The sequence below is a fragment of the Citrobacter sp. C5_2 genome (assembly GCF_014596845.2).
In the GTDB taxonomy this organism is placed as follows: Bacteria; Pseudomonadota; Gammaproteobacteria; order Enterobacterales; family Enterobacteriaceae; genus Citrobacter; species Citrobacter werkmanii.
In genome coordinates this window covers 702,584-720,645 of the sequence record NZ_CP115032.1, presented here as the reverse complement: position 1 = coordinate 720,645, position 18,062 = coordinate 702,584, and the positions used below count along the sequence as shown (strand labels likewise).

At 55.1% G+C, this 18,062-nt stretch carries 18 protein-coding genes and 1 tRNA gene; 14 read left to right on the top strand and 5 right to left on the bottom strand.

Translation table 11 applies throughout. The annotated features are described in order from the left end of the window. Positions 1 to 28 precede the first annotated feature (28 nt). Positions 29 to 961 (bottom strand): LysR family transcriptional regulator, encoded by a 933-nt coding sequence (locus ICA20_RS03545; RefSeq protein WP_038633963.1) that lies wholly within the window; start codon positions 959 to 961, stop codon positions 29 to 31. Positions 962 to 1,173: 212 nt separating this feature from the next. On the opposite strand from ICA20_RS03545, the gene ttdA reads away from it, so the two are divergent. The 10 genes from ttdA (at position 1,174) to ureG (ending at position 9,249) form a co-directional block, all read left to right on the top strand. Then, positions 1,174 to 2,082, top strand: a complete 909-nt coding sequence (gene ttdA, locus ICA20_RS03540) for a L(+)-tartrate dehydratase subunit alpha (RefSeq protein ID WP_038633966.1) — start codon at positions 1,174 to 1,176, stop codon at positions 2,080 to 2,082. Further along, positions 2,079 to 2,684, top strand: a complete 606-nt coding sequence (ttdB, locus tag ICA20_RS03535; RefSeq protein ID WP_038633968.1) for a L(+)-tartrate dehydratase subunit beta — start codon at positions 2,079 to 2,081, stop codon at positions 2,682 to 2,684. The genes ttdA and ttdB overlap by 4 nt, the downstream gene beginning before the upstream one ends. Before the next feature lie 48 nt (positions 2,685 to 2,732). Further along, positions 2,733 to 4,196 carry an anion permease gene (locus ICA20_RS03530; protein ID WP_038633970.1) on the top strand — a complete coding sequence of 488 codons (1,464 nt, stop codon included), beginning with the start codon at positions 2,733 to 2,735 and terminating at the stop codon, positions 4,194 to 4,196. Positions 4,197 to 4,319: 123 nt separating this feature from the next. Then, positions 4,320 to 5,144, top strand: a complete 825-nt coding sequence (locus tag ICA20_RS03525) for an urease accessory protein UreD (RefSeq protein WP_207212957.1) — start codon at positions 4,320 to 4,322, stop codon at positions 5,142 to 5,144. Positions 5,145 to 5,154: 10 nt separating this feature from the next. Beyond that, positions 5,155 to 5,457, top strand: a complete 303-nt coding sequence (locus ICA20_RS03520; RefSeq protein ID WP_003024678.1) for an urease subunit gamma — start codon at positions 5,155 to 5,157, stop codon at positions 5,455 to 5,457. Between the two features lie 9 nt (positions 5,458 to 5,466). Then, positions 5,467 to 5,787, top strand: coding sequence for an urease subunit beta (locus ICA20_RS03515; protein WP_038633976.1), 321 nt, complete (start codon positions 5,467 to 5,469; stop codon positions 5,785 to 5,787). Continuing rightward, a complete protein-coding gene (gene ureC / locus ICA20_RS03510) occupies positions 5,780 to 7,483 on the top strand; it encodes an urease subunit alpha (protein ID WP_038633978.1) in 1,704 nt (567 codons plus the stop codon). Before ICA20_RS03515 ends, ureC begins: the two co-directional genes overlap by 8 nt. Positions 7,484 to 7,492: 9 nt before the next feature. After that, complete coding sequence (gene ureE, locus ICA20_RS03505) at positions 7,493 to 7,951, top strand: urease accessory protein UreE (RefSeq protein ID WP_038633981.1); 459 nt, start codon at positions 7,493 to 7,495, stop codon at positions 7,949 to 7,951. Next, positions 7,951 to 8,622, top strand: coding sequence for an urease accessory protein UreF (locus ICA20_RS03500; RefSeq protein WP_038633984.1), 672 nt, complete (start codon positions 7,951 to 7,953; stop codon positions 8,620 to 8,622). The genes ureE and ICA20_RS03500 overlap by 1 nt, the downstream gene beginning before the upstream one ends. A 9-nt stretch (positions 8,623 to 8,631) precedes the next feature. After that, a complete protein-coding gene (gene ureG / locus ICA20_RS03495; protein ID WP_038633986.1) occupies positions 8,632 to 9,249 on the top strand; it encodes an urease accessory protein UreG in 618 nt (205 codons plus the stop codon). Positions 9,250 to 9,336: 87 nt separating this feature from the next. Here ureG and tsaD read toward each other — a convergent pair whose 3' ends face one another. Continuing rightward, positions 9,337 to 10,350 (bottom strand): tRNA (adenosine(37)-N6)-threonylcarbamoyltransferase complex transferase subunit TsaD, encoded by a 1,014-nt coding sequence (tsaD, locus tag ICA20_RS03490; protein ID WP_038633989.1) that lies wholly within the window; start codon positions 10,348 to 10,350, stop codon positions 9,337 to 9,339. Positions 10,351 to 10,586: 236 nt separating this feature from the next. Between tsaD and rpsU the strand changes: the two genes are divergently transcribed. The 3 genes from rpsU to rpoD all read left to right on the top strand — a co-directional run bounded on the left by rpsU (position 10,587) and on the right by rpoD (position 14,911). Then, complete coding sequence (rpsU, locus tag ICA20_RS03485; protein WP_001144069.1) at positions 10,587 to 10,802, top strand: 30S ribosomal protein S21; 216 nt, start codon at positions 10,587 to 10,589, stop codon at positions 10,800 to 10,802. Positions 10,803 to 11,036: 234 nt separating this feature from the next. Next, a complete protein-coding gene (gene dnaG / locus ICA20_RS03480; protein WP_038633998.1) occupies positions 11,037 to 12,782 on the top strand; it encodes a DNA primase in 1,746 nt (581 codons plus the stop codon). 284 nt (positions 12,783 to 13,066) lie between these two features. Continuing rightward, positions 13,067 to 14,911 (top strand): RNA polymerase sigma factor RpoD, encoded by a 1,845-nt coding sequence (rpoD, locus tag ICA20_RS03475; RefSeq protein WP_038634001.1) that lies wholly within the window; start codon positions 13,067 to 13,069, stop codon positions 14,909 to 14,911. A 45-nt stretch (positions 14,912 to 14,956) separates the two neighbouring features. On the opposite strand, the gene mug is transcribed toward rpoD, so the two are convergent. Beyond that, a complete protein-coding gene (gene mug, locus ICA20_RS03470; protein WP_038634003.1) occupies positions 14,957 to 15,463 on the bottom strand; it encodes a G/U mismatch-specific DNA glycosylase in 507 nt (168 codons plus the stop codon). 124 nt (positions 15,464 to 15,587) lie between these two features. Here mug and ICA20_RS03465 point away from each other — a divergent pair. After that, positions 15,588 to 15,663: transfer RNA gene (locus ICA20_RS03465), tRNA-Ile, on the top strand. Positions 15,664 to 15,811: 148 nt separating this feature from the next. Here the strand turns inward: ICA20_RS03465 and ICA20_RS03460 are convergent. Beyond that, a complete protein-coding gene (locus ICA20_RS03460) occupies positions 15,812 to 16,135 on the bottom strand; it encodes a DUF1889 family protein (RefSeq protein ID WP_001573898.1) in 324 nt (107 codons plus the stop codon). Between the two features lie 109 nt (positions 16,136 to 16,244). Continuing rightward, positions 16,245 to 18,059 (bottom strand): diol dehydratase reactivase subunit alpha, encoded by a 1,815-nt coding sequence (locus tag ICA20_RS03455; RefSeq protein ID WP_038634008.1) that lies wholly within the window; start codon positions 18,057 to 18,059, stop codon positions 16,245 to 16,247. Positions 18,060 to 18,062 lie beyond the last annotated feature (3 nt).

Below are 18,062 nucleotides of genomic sequence, written 5' to 3'. Positions count from 1 at the left end.
CGCTAAAGCGTCTTATCCGGCCTGCAACCTACGGGATTTGATACCCTTCCACTGGCTTGCCTAATCTGTGCTGGCACCACGTCGCCAGAAACTCCACGCACACGCGAAGCTTCACGCTGCGATACAGCGGCTCCTGATAAACCGCCCAGATATTGGCGCTCTGTGCATAGTCCGGAAGTACACGCACCAGTTCACCGCTTGCCAGAAACGGTTGTACGTCCCATTCGGAACGCAACATGATCCCTTTTCCCTGCAGCGCCCACTGCAACACAATCTCACCGCTGTTCGATGAAAGATGCCCGGCTACCTTGACCGATTTTTTCTCCTGACCGTTATCCAGTTCCCACACTCCGTGGGTCATATCGCGTTCTTTGGTGACCAGACAATCGTGCCGACTTAATTCCTGTAGCGTCATCGGCTCGCCATATTTTTGTAAATAGGTCGGGGCCGCACACAATATTCTTTTGTTTTTCGTTAACAAATGCGCAATATAATAATCAGGGATTTCATCATTAATACGAATATCTAAATCGATATTATCCTGCGCCAAATCAATTTGCCGATCGTAAAGCTCAAAATGCACCTGTAACTCAGGATAACTATGCATCAGTTCGGTAATGGCCGGCGCAATATAGCTGCGCCCAAAGCCAAAGCTACAGCCGATACGAATCATCCCCGCCGGGCGCGTTTTGATTTGCGTGACGTCATCAACCAGATGCTGGTAGCCCGCGAGGATCGCCTGAGCATGTTCATAGCAACGCTGACCGCTCTCAGTTAACACCACGCCGCGCGCAGAGCGGTTGAGCAACGTCGTCCCCATCGTGGATTCGAGAATTTGAATACGTTTTGTCACAAACGCAGGCGTCTGCCCCAGCGTGGCGGCAGCGGCGCTAAAGCTGCCGCTATGAACAATTTCAACCAGCACCTGCAGGTCTTTCGCCAGGGGATAGGTGTTCAGCATGATCGGTATATCCGTAATGTTGTTAACCGCAGTGTAATTCCCTCACGCGTATTAAACCCTGCCTTTGCGCAATTTTTATTGCCTTACCTGGACATCATTCACGAACTGTTAATTGGATATTCACAGTGGCAAATAATATAAAACCACACTTTTAGTGATAGTTTGTGGCGGAGAATTTATTTCCAGAAAATAAAAGAACTGGAGTTTACAAGATGAGCAATCAAAATAACCAAAATGCGATAAATACGCTGACAAACATTGTCGCGAACTTTACCGCCATGATTTCTACCCGTATGCCCGACGACGTGGTGGATAAATTAAAACAGCTGCGGGAAGGCGAAGACTCGCCGATGGGTAAAATCATCTACCACACCATGTTTGACAACATGCAGAAGGCGATTGATCTGAACCGTCCGGCCTGCCAGGACACCGGCGAGATTATGTTCTTTGTAAAGGTCGGTTCCCGTTTTCCGCTGTTGGGTGAGCTGCAAAGCATCCTGAAACAAGCCGTTGAAGACGCCACGGTCAAAGCGCCGCTGCGCCATAACGCGGTAGAGATTTTTGACGAAGTGAATACCGGCAAAAATACCGGCACCGGTGTGCCGTGGGTTACCTGGGACATCATTCCTGATAATGATGACGCGGAAATCGAAGTCTACATGGCAGGCGGCGGCTGTACCCTGCCAGGACGCTCGAAAGTGTTAATGCCTTCAGAAGGCTACGAAGGCGTAGTGAAATTTGTCTTCGAAAATATCTCCACGTTGGCCGTTAACGCCTGCCCGCCGGTGCTGGTGGGCGTAGGCATTGCCACCTCAGTAGAAACTGCCGCAGTGCTCTCCCGTAAAGCGGTGCTGCGTCCTATCGGCTCACGTCATCCCAACCCAAAAGCGGCCGAACTGGAACTGCGTCTGGAAGAAGGGCTTAACCGCCTGGGCATTGGTCCGCAGGGGTTGACCGGCAATAGCTCCGTGATGGGCGTGCATATCGAATCCGCCGCGCGCCACCCGTCGACTATCGGCGTTGCTGTTTCCACCGGCTGCTGGGCGCACCGTCGCGGCACGCTGTTGGTTCATGCTGATCTCTCCTTCGAAAATCTGTCTCACACCCGGAGCGCGTTATGAAAAAGATCCTCACCACCCCGATTAAAGCCGAAGATCTGGAAGATATTCGCGTTGGCGATGTCATTTACCTGAGCGGTACGCTGGTGACCTGCCGCGACGTGTGCCACCGTCGCCTGATCGAACTGAAGCGCCCAATTCCTTATGACCTGAACGGCAAGGCTATTTTCCACGCAGGCCCAATCGTGCGTAAGAACGGTGATAAATGGGAGATGGTCTCCGTCGGTCCAACCACCAGTATGCGTATGGAAGCTTTTGAGAAACAGTTTATCGAGCAGACCGGCGTCAAGCTGGTGGTCGGTAAAGGCGGTATGGGACCGTTGACAGAAGAAGGCTGCAAGCAGTTCAAAGCGCTGCATGTGATCTTCCCGGCAGGTTGCGCCGTACTGGCGGCCACTCAGGTTGAAGAGATTGAAGAAGTGCACTGGACGGAGCTGGGCATGCCGGAATCCTTGTGGGTATGCCGGGTCAAAGAGTTCGGCCCGCTGATTGTGTCCATCGACACCCACGGCAACAACCTGATCGCCGAAAACAAAAAACTGTTCGCTGAACGCCGCGATCCCATCGTGGAAGAGATTTGCGAGCACGTGCACTACATCAAATAACCCTTCCGGAGAGGCACAGAGCCTCTCCCCTTTCGCAGGGATATCACAATGGCACCTTTAGCTGGTTGGTGGCGATACCTGGCTCCGCTGGTGGTCATCGCCATTATTGCTGTTTTACCCGTCCCCACCGGTCTTGAGAGCCACACCTGGCTCTATTTTGCCGTCTTTACCGGTGTGATTGTGGGGCTCATTCTGGAACCTGTACCCGGCGCGGTCGTAGCGATGATTGGTATTTCGATCATCGCCGTACTTTCACCGTGGATCCTGTTCAGCCCGGAGCAACTCGCGCAGGACGGTTTTAAATTTACCGCCAAATCGCTGTCGTGGGCCGTTTCTGGCTTTTCTAACTCGGTGATCTGGCTGATTTTCGCGGCCTTTATGTTTGGTACCGGCTATGAGAAAACCGGTCTCGGTCGGCGTATCGCGCTGATGTTAGTGAAAAAGATGGGGCACCGGACGTTATTCCTCGGTTACGCGGTGATGTTCTCCGAGCTTATCCTCGCCCCCGTCACGCCTTCCAACTCCGCGCGCGGGGCCGGGATAATCTACCCGATTATCCGCAACCTGCCACCGCTGTATAACTCACAGCCCAATGACGCCAGTTCACGTTCTATTGGCTCCTACATCATGTGGATGGGCATTGTCGCCGACTGCGTCACCAGCGCGATTTTCTTAACGGCGATGGCGCCGAACCTGCTGCTGATCGGCCTGATGAAAGGCGCATCTCATACGGCGCTCAGTTGGGGCGACTGGTTCTTGGGTATGCTGCCGCTGAGCATTTTACTGGTGCTGATCGTGCCCTGGCTGGCATATGTGTTATACCCGCCGGTGCTGAAATCCGGCGATCAGGTGCCGCGCTGGGCGGATACAGAATTAAAAGCGATGGGACCGCTCTGCGCACGTGAGAAAAAGATGCTCGGGCTGATGGTCGGCGCGCTGGTGTTGTGGATCTTCGGTGGCGATTATATTGACGCCGCAATGGTCGGTTACAGCGTGGTGGCATTGATGCTGGTACTGCGCATCATCAGTTGGGATGACATCGTCAGCAATAAAGCCGCATGGAACGTCTTTTTCTGGCTGGCCTCGTTAATAACCCTGGCGACCGGGCTGAATAACACCGGTTTTATTACCTGGTTCGGCAAGCTACTGGCAAACGGGCTGAGCGGCTATTCACCGGTAATGGTGATGGTGGCGCTCATCGTGGTCTTTTATTTACTGCGCTACTTCTTTGCCAGCGCCACGGCGTATACCTCCGCCCTTGCGCCGATGATGATCGCCGCCGCGCTGGCGATGCCGGAAATCCCGTTGCCAGTCTTCTGCCTGATGGTCGGCGCCGCTATTGGCCTGGGCAGTATTCTGACTCCCTACGCCACCGGCCCAAGCCCTATCTACTACGGCAGCGGCTATTTGCCAACGGTTGACTACTGGCGGCTGGGCGCTATTTTTGGCCTGATTTTCCTCGTGCTGCTGGTGATCACCGGTCTGGTCTGGATGCCTCTCGTTTTACTGTAAAATCCCATTGGGGCGACGTCTTGTCGCCCCTTTATCCATAAGCTTCTCATATGATCGATTTCCCGATGCGCTGAGGCATACTTTTTTGTACGCAAACACCCTCATGCTGATAAGGGAAACGCTCTGGACACGCTGGCGCACGAAACACTCACACGAGGCTGGCAGGCCGAACTGGATCTGCACTTTACCCGCACCGGGCACAAAACAGTGCTCGCCTCGGCGCGTCACTATGGACCTTTGACGGTTCAACGTCCGTTTTATCCCGAAGAAGAGGTATGTCACCTCTATTTGCTTCATCCACCTGGCGGGATCGTCGGCGGGGATGAGCTACATATTTCCGTATCACTCGATGAAAACAGCCATGCGTTAATCACTCAGCCCGGCGCGGGAAAATTTTATCGCAGCCGTGGGCCGCAGGCGTTGCTACGCCAGCATTTCACGCTCGCCCCGCACGCCACGCTGGAGTGGCTGCCGCAGGATACGATCTTCTTTCCCGGCGCTAATGCCACCGTCCAGTCCGTATTTCATCTGACGTCCGCAAGCCATTTGCTGGCCTGGGATCTGCTGTGTCTCGGACGCCCTGTCATGCAGGAAACGTTCAGCCACGGCACGCTACAAAACCGTCTGGAAGTGTGGCGGGATGAGCAACCGCTACTGATAGAGCGTTTGCAGGTGCAGGCAGGGAATCTGAGCGGCGTCGCACATCATCCCTGGATTGGTACGTTGCTGTGTTACCCGGCCAACGAACACATGCTGGAGGGAACGCGCGAGCGGCTTACGCCATTGGGGGATTATGCCGGGGCAACGCTTAACGACTCGCTGCTGACAATCCGCTTTCTGGCGAACGACAACCTGATTGTTCAGCGCGTTATGCGTGACATCTGGCAATTTCTGCGCCCGCTGCTGACACACAAAGCGCCCATGCTACCGCGAATCTGGCAAACCTAAGAGGCCCATTATGGAACTGACCCCCAGAGAAAAAGACAAGCTGTTGCTGTTTACCGCCGCGCTGGTGGCAGAACGTCGCCTGGCCCGCGGGCTGAAGCTGAATTATCCGGAATCAGTGGCGCTGATTAGCGCTTTCATTATGGAAGGGGCGCGCGACGGGCAAACCGTGGCCGCGCTGATGGAAGACGGGCGTCACGTGCTGCGTCGCGATCAGGTGATGGAAGGCGTACCAGAGATGATCCCGGATATTCAGGTTGAAGCCACATTCCCGGACGGTTCGAAACTGGTCACCGTCCACAACCCGATCGTCTAAGGAGCGGCAATGATCCCAGGTGAGTATCAGATCTCAGCAGGCAACATTGCGATCAATCAGGGGCGCGAAACCTGCACGATCGTAGTGGAGAATCACGGCGACAGACCCATCCAGGTGGGATCGCACTATCACTTTTACGAGGTGAACCCAGCGCTGCGCTTTGACAGGGCAGCTACGCGGGGCTTTCGTCTTAACATTGCCGCAGGTACAGCGGTACGTTTTGAACCAGGGCAAAAGCGCGAAGTCGAACTGGTGCGCGTCGCTGGCGCACAAAGGATGGTGGGTTTTCGCAGTGAAGTGATGGGCGCGCTGGAGGCAGATAATGAGTAACATTTCCCGCCAGGCATACGCCGACATGTTTGGCCCAACCACCGGCGATAAAGTACGTCTGGCGGATACTGACCTGTGGATCGAGGTAGAAAAAGACTTCACCACCTACGGCGAAGAGGTCAAATTCGGCGGCGGAAAAGTGATCCGCGACGGTATGGGTCAGGGACAAATGCGCGCCCAGGCGTGTGTGGATCTGGTGATAACCAATGCACTGATCGTTGATCACTGGGGGATCGTCAAAGCGGATATCGGCATCAAAGATGGCAGGATCTTCGCCATCGGCAAAGCGGGTAATCCCGATATTCAGCCCAATGTCACAATCCCGATAGGCGTAGGAACAGAAGTCATCGCCGGAGAAGGCAAGATCGTCACCGCGGGCGGCGTAGATACGCATATTCACTGGATCTGCCCGCAGCAGGCGCAAGAAGCGCTGGTTTCAGGCGTGACGACGATGATCGGCGGCGGTACTGGTCCGGCCGCAGGCACCAATGCCACCACCTGCACGCCGGGCCCGTGGTACATCGCCCGCATGCTGCAGGCGGCAGACACGTTGCCGGTTAACATCGGTTTGCTGGGCAAAGGCAATGGTTCAAACCCTGACGCCCTGCGCGAGCAAGTCACTGCCGGCGCCATTGGCCTGAAGATCCACGAAGACTGGGGCGCCACGCCTGCCGCTATCGACTGTGCGCTGACCGTGGCCGACGAAATGGACATCCAGGTAGCGCTGCACAGCGACACGCTCAATGAGTCCGGTTTTGTTGAGGATACGCTGGCAGCGATCGGCGATCGCACCATTCATACTTTCCATACCGAAGGCGCAGGTGGCGGCCATGCGCCGGATATCATCACCGCCTGCGCACATCCGAATATTTTGCCCTCCTCCACCAACCCGACGCTGCCTTATACCGTCAACACCATCGACGAGCATCTCGACATGCTGATGGTCTGCCACCATCTCGATCCGGATATCGCTGAAGACGTCGCCTTCGCCGAATCGCGCATTCGCCGGGAAACGATCGCTGCCGAGGATGTGCTGCATGATATTGGCGCGTTTTCCCTGACCTCGTCCGATTCACAGGCGATGGGGCGCGTGGGCGAAGTGATCCTACGTACCTGGCAGGTGGCGCACCGCATGAAGGTTCAGCGTGGTCCGCTGGCAGAAGAAATCGGCGACAACGACAATCAGCGTGTTAAACGCTACATCGCCAAGTACACCATCAATCCGGCGTTGACCCACGGTATCGCCCACGAAGTCGGCTCGGTTGAGCCCGGTAAACTGGCCGACCTGGTGCTGTGGTCGCCGGCCTTTTTTGGCGTAAAACCGGCGACCATCGTGAAGGGCGGGATGATCGCCTGCGCGCCGATGGGTGATATCAACGCCTCAATCCCTACCCCGCAGCCGGTGCATTACCGCATGATGTTCGGCGCGCTTGGCGCAGCGCGGCATCACACCCGTCTAACCTTTATTTCACAGGCTGCCGACGCGCAAAACGTCCCGCAGCAACTTAATTTGCAAAGCGCTATCGCCGTCGTCAAAGGCTGCCGGACGGTAAAAAAGGCTGACATGATCCACAACGCTCTGCAGCCTAATATCACCGTCGATGCCCAGACCTACGAGGTACGCATTGACGGTGAACTGATTACCAGCGACCCGGCAGACGTTTTGCCGATGGCGCAACGCTATTTCCTGTTTTAAGGAGTGAGGATGATCTACCTGACCCAACGCCTTGACCACGCCCACCGCGTCACCGCAAGCGTCACGCTACCCATTGATGTTCGCGTAAAAAGCCGCGCCAGAGTGGCACTGAGCGATGGCCGCGAAGCCGGATTAATGCTACCGCGCGGTTTACTGTTACGCGGCGGCGATCTGCTGACTACCGACGATGGCCGCGAGGTGATCGAAGTGATCGCCGCGCCGGAGTCGGTTTCCGTCGTGCGCTGCGCCAACCCTTTTTTGCTCGCCAAAGCCTGTTACCACCTTGGTAATCGCCACGTACCATTGCAGATCCTGCCCGATGAGCTGCGCTACCACCACGATCATGTGCTGGACGATATGCTGCGCCAGTTTAACCTCGAGGTGGCGTTTGCCCAGTTGCCGTTTGAGCCGGAAGCGGGTGCCTATGCGAGCGAGTCACACGGGCATCATCACGGCCATGCGCACTGATGCATAGCACCCAACAGCTGCGCCTGATGCAGCTCGCCAGCAGCAGTCTCCCGGTGGGATCGTTTACCTGGTCTCAGGGTCTGGAGTGGGCGGTGGAAATCGGCTGGGTGAAAAGCGTCGATGACTTCTCTGACTGGCAAATTCAGCAGATGGAGCACAACTTTTTTACCGTCGACTTACCGCTGCTGGCGAGATTGTATCGCGCCTGTGAGCAGGACGATCTCGCCGCCGCGCGCCGCTGGACAGCTTACCTGCTGGCCTGTCGGGAAACCCGCGAACTGCGGGATGAAGAACGCAGCCGGGGCATCGCCTTTACGCGGCTGGTCACCGACTGGGAACCAGACTGTTCCCGGGAATGGCGCACGCTCTTTACCGACAGCCAGCTGTGCGGCATGGCCTGGCTGGGCGTACGCTGGAAAATCCCCCTGACGAATCTGGCATTAAGCCTCGGCTACAGCTGGATTGAGAGCGCAGTGATGGCAGGCGTCAAACTGGTTCCCTTTGGCCAGCAGGCGGCGCAGCGGTTGATTATTTCGCTTGGCGATCGTTACGCGCAAGGTCTGGCACAAGCGCTGGCGTGTCCTGACGCCAGCCTCGGATCCGCAACGCCGTTAGCCGCCATCGCGTCTGCCCGGCATGAAACCCAATATTCCCGCTTATTCCGTTCCTGAGGAGAAAAAATGAGTGATTACAAGCATCCCCTGCGCGTGGGCGTTGGCGGCCCGGTTGGCTCCGGCAAAACAGCGCTGCTGGAAGCGTTATGCAAAGCCATGCGCAGCAGCTATCAACTGGCGGTCGTGACTAACGATATCTATACCAAAGAAGATCAGCGCATTCTCACCGAAGCAGGTGCCCTGGAACCGGACAGAATAGTTGGTGTGGAAACTGGCGGCTGTCCACATACCGCCATCCGCGAAGATGCGTCGATGAATCTGGCCGCGGTCGAAGCGCTGAGCGAGAAATTCGGCAACCTGGATCTGATTTTTGTGGAAAGCGGCGGCGATAACCTGAGCGCCACCTTCAGCCCGGAATTAGCGGATCTGACGATCTACGTGATCGACGTTGCCGAAGGCGAGAAGATCCCGCGTAAAGGCGGGCCGGGGATCACCAAATCCGATTTTCTGGTGATCAACAAAACCGATCTGGCCCCTTACGTAGGCGCTTCGCTGGAGGTGATGGAACGCGATACCCTGCGCATGCGCGGCGAGCGTCCGTGGACGTTTACTAACCTGAAGGCGGGCGACGGTCTGGCGACGATTATTGCGTTTCTGGAAGAGAAAGGAATGTTGCGGGTGTAGCGCGGTTTATCGCCGGGTGGCGGCTTCGCCTGACCCGGCCTACGGTTTTGTTGGCCCGGTAAGCAAAGCCACCACCGGGCAAAAAACTCACGCCGCCGGTAATTCCGCCAGCGGCCAGCGTGGACGCACGGTCACGCCAAGATCCGCCGTTGCGCCCGCTTTAAAACGCACCATCCCCGCGTAGGCGATCATCGCCCCGTTGTCGGTACAAAATTCCGGGCGCGCATAGAACACTTCGCCGCGGCGTTTTTGCATCATTTCGGCCAGTTTTGCGCGCAGCGTGCGGTTAGCGCTCACGCCCCCCGCCATCACCAGACGTTTAAAACCGGTTTGATCCAGCGCGCGTTTGCACTTGATCATCAGCGTATCAACCACCGCATCTTCAAAGGCACGGGCGATATCTGCACGCGTTTGATCGTCATTTTCGTTATTACGAATCGTATTCGCGGCGAAGGTTTTCAGGCCGGAGAAGCTGAAATCCAGCCCCGGACGGTCGGTCATCGGACGCGGGAAGACAAAGCGTTTTTCCACACCCTGTGACGCCAGCTTAGACAGCATTGGGCCGCCAGGATAATCCAGCCCCAGCAGCTTGGCGGTTTTGTCGAACGCTTCACCTGCCGCGTCATCAATCGATTCACCCAGTAATTCATACTGACCGATACCAGTGACGCTAATCAGTTGCGTGTGCCCACCGGAAACCAGCAGCGCGACGAACGGAAAAGCAGGAGGATTCTCTTCCAGCATCGGCGCCAGCAAATGCCCTTCCATGTGGTGCACAGGAATTGCCGGCACGCCCCAGGCGAACGCCAGCGAACGTCCTACGGTTGCGCCGACCAGCAGCGCGCCAACCAGACCAGGACCTGCGGTGTACGCCACCGCATCGATCTCTTTTGCCGTGAGTCCCGCTTCTTTCAGCGCGGCCTGAATCAGCGGTACGGTTTTACGTACGTGATCGCGCGAGGCCAGTTCTGGCACTACGCCGCCGTAGTCAGCGTGTAATTTCACCTGACTATACAATTGGTTGGCTAAAAGACCTTTTTCATCGTCGTAAATGGCGATGCCGGTTTCATCGCAGGATGTTTCAATACCCAGTACACGCATGACTTGTTTTACCTCGCTCTATTACCGCGCAGTGTAGGACCAATGCGGGTTGATGTAAAACTTTGTTCGCCCCAGGCGCATGCCTCGTGTATACTCCTTGTCCTTATAAAAGTCCCTTTCAAAATCGCGTGGGTGCTTTACAAAGCAGCAGCAATTGCAGTAAAATTCCGCACCATTTTGAAATAAGCTGGCGTTGATGCCAGCGGCAAACCGAATTTATTAAAGGTGAGAGTTACATGCCGGTAATTAAAGTACGTGAAAACGAGCCGTTCGACGTAGCACTGCGTCGCTTCAAGCGTTCATGCGAAAAAGCAGGTGTTCTGGCGGAAGTTCGTCGTCGTGAGTTCTATGAAAAACCGACTACCGAACGTAAGCGCGCTAAAGCTTCTGCTGTGAAACGTCACGCGAAGAAACTGGCTCGCGAAAACGCACGCCGTACTCGTCTGTACTAATCCATTGAGAGCTAAAGCTCTCAATTCAGACTGAGTTGTAGTTGTAAGGCCGTGCTTCCGGAAGGAATGCGCGGCTTGTTTTCGTTTATACATCAGCAATTACACAAAATCATTCACACTGTATCAAGGCGGCAAGTGAGTGAATCCCCGGAGCTTACTTAAGTAAGTGACAGGGGTGAGCGAGTGCAGCCAACGCAGAGACAGTTTGAAGGATGAAGTGTAATAACGGGGCATATGGCTGGACGAATCCCACGTGTATTTATTAATGACCTGCTGGCAAGAACCGACATCGTCGATCTCATCGACGCGCGGGTAAAGCTGAAAAAGCAGGGCAAAAATTATCACGCGTGCTGTCCGTTCCATAACGAAAAAACCCCCTCTTTCACCGTAAACGGTGAAAAACAGTTTTATCACTGCTTTGGGTGTGGCGCGCATGGCAACGCCGTCGACTTTCTCATGAACTACGACAAGCTCGAGTTTGTGGAAACCGTCGAAGAACTGGCCGCAATGCACAACCTTGAAGTGCCCTATGAAGCAGGCAGTGGCCCCAGTCAGATAGAGCGCCATCAACGGCAAAGCCTTTATCAATTGATGGACGGCCTGAACACTTTTTATCAACAGTCTTTGATGCAGCCCGCCGCTACCCCTGCGCGCCAGTACCTGGAAAAGCGAGGATTAAGTAGCGACGTTATCACCCGTTTTGCTATTGGTTTTGCCCCCCCCGGCTGGGATAACGTCCTGAAACGGTTTGGCGGCAATGCTGAGAATCGCAAATCGTTGGTCGATGCGGGGATGTTGGTCACCAACGATCAGGGACGCAGTTACGATCGTTTTCGCGAACGGGTGATGTTCCCCATCCGCGACAAACGTGGTCGGGTCATTGGTTTTGGTGGACGCGTGCTGGGCGATGCCCTGCCGAAGTATCTGAACTCCCCGGAAACCGATATTTTCCATAAAGGTCGCCAGCTGTATGGCCTTTATGAAGCCCAGCAGGATAACGCCGATCCGCAGCGCCTGTTAGTGGTGGAAGGTTATATGGATGTGGTGGCGCTGGCGCAATACGGCATTAACTACGCCGTGGCATCCCTTGGGACGTCAACTACCGCCGATCACATCCAACTGTTGTTTCGCGCGACGAACAACGTGATTTGCTGCTACGACGGCGACCGTGCCGGACGCGACGCAGCATGGCGCGCGCTGGAAACCGCACTGCCTTATATGACAGACGGCCGCCAGCTACGCTTTATGTTTTTACCTGATGGCGAAGATCCCGATACGTTAGTGCGTAAAGAAGGGAAAGAGGCTTTCGAAGCCCGGATGGAGCAGGCGTTGCCGCTCTCCGCGTTTTTATTTAATAGCCTGTTGCCACAGGTAGATTTAAGTACCCCGGACGGACGCGCGCAGCTCAGCACGCTGGCGCTGCCACTGATCACTCAGGTGCCGGGCGAAACGTTGCGCATTTATCTGCGACAGGAGTTGGGAAACAAGCTCGGCATTCTGGATGACAGCCAGCTTGAACGTTTAATGCCAAAACTGGCAGAAAATGGCGCTTCCCGCCCTGTTCCACAGCTAAAACGTACGACCATGCGTATACTTATAGGGTTGCTGGTACAAAACCCGGACCTTGCTCCGCTGGTTCCGCCGTTAGGCGCGCTGGACAGCAATAAGCTGCCTGGACTTGGCTTATTCAGAGAACTGGTCAACACTTGTCTGGCTCAGCCAGGCCTGACCACCGGCCAACTTTTAGAGCACTATCGTGGCACAAATGATGCTGCAACCCTTGAAAAACTGTCGATGTGGGACGATATAGCAGATAAAGATATCGCAGAAAAAACCTTCACCGACTCACTCAACCATATGTTTGATTCGATGCTTGAACTGCGCCAGGAAGAGTTGATAGCTCGTGAGCGCACACACGGTTTAAGCAGCGAAGAACGCCGGGAACTCTGGACGCTGAACCAGGAACTGGCCAAGAAATAAGAGAAAGACAAAACAAAGACAAAATCATTCGCGTTGTATCAAGGCAGCAAGTGAACGAACGCCTGGGAGTGTACATAAGTACATGACCAGGAAGAGAGAACGCAGCTAACGCAGAGACAACGTGAAAGATGAAGTATTTAACGGCTTAACTGCCGAATATCGATCGGGAAGCCCCCGACAGCCGCACGGAGAGGCAGCGGCAAAATATAAGTATGCCCTCGTTTTGCCGTTGGCGGTTTTACCGCCCAACACCAATCAAACGAATTAAGTGTGGATACCGTCTTATGGAGCAAAACCCGCAGTCACAGCTGAAGCTTCTTGTCCAACGTGGTAAGGAGCAAGGCTATCTGACCTATGCCGAGGTCAATGACCATCTGCCGGAAGATATCGTCGATTCAGATCAAATCGAAGACATCATCCAAATGATCAATGACATGGGTATTCAGGTGATGGAAGAAGCACCTGATGCCGATGATCTGCTGCTTGCTGAAACCTCCAACAGCACCGATGAAGACGCGGAAGAAGCGGCTGCCCAGGTTCTGTCCAGCGTTGAGTCCGAAATCGGCCGTACAACTGACCCGGTCCGCATGTACATGCGTGAAATGGGTACCGTTGAACTGTTAACCCGTGAAGGCGAAATCGACATCGCTAAGCGCATCGAAGACGGGATTAACCAGGTTCAATGCTCCGTTGCTGAATACCCGGAAGCCATCACCTATCTGCTTGAGCAATACGATCGCGTAGAAGCTGAAGAAGCGCGTCTGTCCGATCTCATCACCGGCTTTGTCGATCCTAACGCGGAAGAAGACATGGCGCCAACGGCGACCCACGTCGGTTCTGAACTCTCTCAAGAAGAGATGGATGAAGATGAAGACGAAGATGAAGAAGATGACGACGACAGCAGCGATGACGACAACAGCATCGACCCTGAATTAGCGCGTGAAAAATTCGCTGAGCTGCGTACCCAGTACGAAATCACCCGCGACACGATCAAGGCCAAAGGCCGCAGCCATGCTGCCGCGCAGGAAGAAATTCAGAAGCTGTCTGAAGTGTTCAAACAGTTCCGCCTGGTGCCGAAGCAGTTCGACTACCTGGTAAACAGCATGCGCGTCATGATGGACCGCGTGCGTACTCAGGAACGTCTGATCATGAAGCTCTGCGTTGAGCAGTGCAAAATGCCGAAGAAAAACTTCATCACTCTGTTCACTGGCAATGAAACCAGCGAAACCTGGTTCAACGCGGCAATCGCGATGAACAAACCGTGGTCTGAAAAACTGCACGACGTGGCAGATGACGTTCACCGCGGCCTGCAGAAACTGCAGCAGATTGAAGAAGAAACCGGCCTGACCATCGAGCAGGTCAAAGATATCAACCGTCGCATGTCCATCGGTGAGGCGAAAGCCCGTCGTGCGAAAAAAGAGATGGTTGAAGCGAACTTACGTCTGGTTATCTCTATCGCCAAGAAATACACCAACCGTGGTCTGCAGTTCCTGGATCTGATTCAGGAAGGCAACATCGGTCTGATGAAAGCGGTTGATAAGTTTGAATACCGTCGTGGTTACAAGTTCTCCACCTACGCAACCTGGTGGATCCGTCAGGCAATTACCCGCTCTATCGCGGATCAGGCGCGTACCATCCGTATTCCGGTGCATATGATTGAGACCATTAACAAGCTCAACCGTATTTCCCGTCAGATGCTGCAAGAGATGGGCCGTGAGCCGACGCCGGAAGAGCTGGCTGAACGCATGCTGATGCCGGAAGACAAGATCCGTAAAGTGCTGAAGATCGCCAAAGAGCCTATCTCCATGGAAACGCCGATCGGCGACGATGAAGATTCGCATCTGGGTGATTTCATCGAGGATACCACCCTCGAGCTGCCGCTGGACTCTGCCACTACCGAGAGCCTGCGTGCCGCAACGCACGACGTTCTGGCTGGCCTGACCGCTCGTGAAGCGAAAGTTCTGCGTATGCGTTTCGGTATCGATATGAACACCGACCACACGCTGGAAGAAGTGGGTAAACAGTTCGACGTTACCCGCGAACGTATCCGTCAGATCGAAGCGAAGGCGCTGCGTAAACTGCGCCACCCGAGCCGTTCTGAAGTGCTGCGTAGCTTCCTCGACGATTAATCTCGCCGTATAAGTTCAAACGCCACCGCAAGGTGGCGTTTTTATTTACATCCCGCGCATGACCAGGGCGTCATCCAGCTCACGATACGCCTCCACCAGCTTATCCAGTGTTATCCGGCTCAATCCGCTGGGATTTGGCAATACCCAAATCTGCGTCGCGCCAATGGTCAGCGTCTGCTTTCCCCACTGCGCTCCGCGCTGACTGAAGCCTTGCTCGAACGCCTGCTTGCCAAGAATCGCCAGCGCGGCGGGCTGATAGTCATCAATCTTTTCAATAAGCTTACGGCCACCGCTACGCATCCCCTGTAGCTTCACTTCATTAGCCTGCACCGTTGGCCTGTCGACAAATTTAGTCACGCCACAGCGGAAATCCAGCAGGTGTTGCGCCTCTTCTGGCTTCAGTTGGCGATCGGTAAATCCCGCCTGATGGATGACCTTCCAGAAGCGATTAGCGGGATGCGCAAAGGGGAACCCTGTACCTGCGGAAGATAGCCCCGGATTGATGCCGCAAAACACCACCCGCAGCCCTGGTGCCAGTATGTCCTTAACCATAATTACTCCGAACAATACATCAGAGTAACAGTATAACGGACTGATAATACATTGTTTATAAAATCAGCATCCGTACGCTTATGTCTGGATTGCGACGCGGAGTTACTTTATAATCCACCGCCACGGCCCCTTAGCTCAGTGGTTAGAGCAGGCGACTCATAATCGCTTGGTCGCTGGTTCAAGTCCAGCAGGGGCCACCAAATATCAAGGACTTGCGAGAAAGCGCAGGTCCTTTTTTATTAATCTTTCGTTTAGATATGTCTGCCCAATAAGCAGCATGTGGCAACCCTTCTGGACGCCGCCATCCGGAGATGGAAACGTCCGTTAGCGTTTTATTCGATAGTCAGCTCACACGAGTTCTTTGAGCTGCTCCTGCATGTAGGTTGAAAAATACTCTGGGTTTTTGATAAGGATGCGGTTACCGGAGGCAACTTTTTCTGCCCATCCGGCCACTTTTTTCGTGAACTCAGGATTCCATCCCTCCTGCTCACCCCGTGCCATCACAACTTCCGGACTCGCTGGCACACCTAAGTCATGCAAATACTTTAGAATTCCCTTAGCGGTGCTTTCATCCATTGAATGGGGTACTGACGCCGAAGTGTTCATACCACCAATAAAATCCAAGGCTTTCTCAATTGCTGTTGGCATGCTCTTATCCTTAAAATTAACCACGTGAGAGACACCTTGATACTATGTACCCAACTCCGCCGGGATATCAAAGAGAACATCGCCTTTCTTTGACTTACCCCGCAGCTAAACGCTTGCGCGGCTGTTTTCTGCGCTATTTTTTTGCTTCTCCGGCTAAAACCAGCCCAGTCGCCACCGCATTGCGCGGGCCTTCAGTGCCACGGATGTTGCCCTGCCCGGCGACAACGCCGTAATGCGCCAGCGCATCGGTGATCATCTGCGGAATTTCAAAATCCAGCGATGAACCGCCTACCAGCACCACAAAAGTGATATCGCGAATGGAGCCGCCAGGTGATACCTGGCGTAACGCACGCAGACAGTTGGTGACAAAAACTTTCTCTTTGGCCTGACGACGCACCAGACGAATCTTCTCCAGCGAGGTCTGGTTATCAACCGGGATCAGCTCGCCGTCTTTCAGATACACCACTTTGGCAAATACTGACGGGCTGAGCGGTTCACGAAAAAACTCCACCGCGCCGTTCTCGTGGCGAATGCTGAACAGGCTCTCCACTTTGGCCAGCGGGTATTTTTTAATTTCCTCTGCTAAAAACGGATCGCTTAAGCCCAGTTCCGTTTGAATTAGCAGGCTGACCATATTCCCCGCCCCGGCAAGATGTACCGCCTTCACTACGCCGTCGCTATTAATAATGGCGGCATCGGTGGATCCTGCGCCTAAATCGAGGATCGCCAGCGGCGCGGCGCATCCGGGCGTCGTTAACGCGCCAGCCACGGCCATGTTGGCTTCCACCCCCCCCACCTCCACGGGCGTGTTTAACCGCGCGCTCAGTTCGCTGGCGATAGCCTGCATCTGTAAGCGGTCAGATTTCACCATCGCCGCAATGCCAACGGCGTTCTCCATTGAGCATTCACCGGCAATGCCACCCTGCACCTCGCGGGGAATAAACGTATCCACCGCCAGAAGATCCTGAATATGCACGGCGTTCATGTCATGACCGGTCAGCGAGGCCATCACCTTACGCACCCGCTCAAGCATCCCACCCGCGTGCGTACCTGCTTCACCGCGAATATCGCACACGGGCGCGCAGGCGCTCATCGCCTGCATAATGGCTTGCGCGCCTTGCGCTACGTCGGCTTCACCGCCGCGCTTTTCGCCACGAATAAAGATCTTACCCGCCGGGATCGTGCGCGACTGCACATCACCCTGCGGCGTTTTCAGCACCACAGCGGAGCGGTTGCCAATCAGCGCTCTGGCGATAGGGACGATGGTTTGCGTTTCCTCCGGCGTCAGGGCAAAAAAGGTCGCGATGCCGTAAGGATTCGACAATACCCGCACCACCTGCCCTGCAGCCGCCACTTCCACCGCCGCCAGCACACCTTCCGGAACCTTCTCCAGTAGCGTCACTTCATCGACCACCGGCATTGCCCGACGCAGGCGATTGTTCACCAGCACGCCATCATCTTTTTTCAGGATCGCCGCCACCACGTTGATCCCACGATCCAGCGCCTCATTGATGAGCCAGACCGCTTCGAGGAAATCAATCTCTTCGCCCACCAGCGGGATCCAGCCCTGCGCAAAGCGATCTTCGCTCAGTGATGCCAGCTTATCCACGCTGATGGTGGTTCCCATCCCCACGCCGACGCCCCCCGGCGTCTGCGGGTTATGGCCAATCATTGTCGATTCCGTAATGATGGTTTCAGTGATGGTTTCCATCGCCACATCGCCAATCACCGGCGCGGCCTCATTGATGCAGATTTTCGCCACGTCCTGAAGCGACCACGGCGTTTTATCCAGTGCCTGCTGCAGGGAGGTCACCACCCCGGCAATGTTGTCCCGCGTCCCTTTCATGCCCGTGGTGGCGACAATTCCGCTGGCAATAAACCGTCCATGTTGCGCCAACGCCACTTCGGTGGTGGCGTTGCCGATATCAATCCCGGCGATTAACGGCATGCG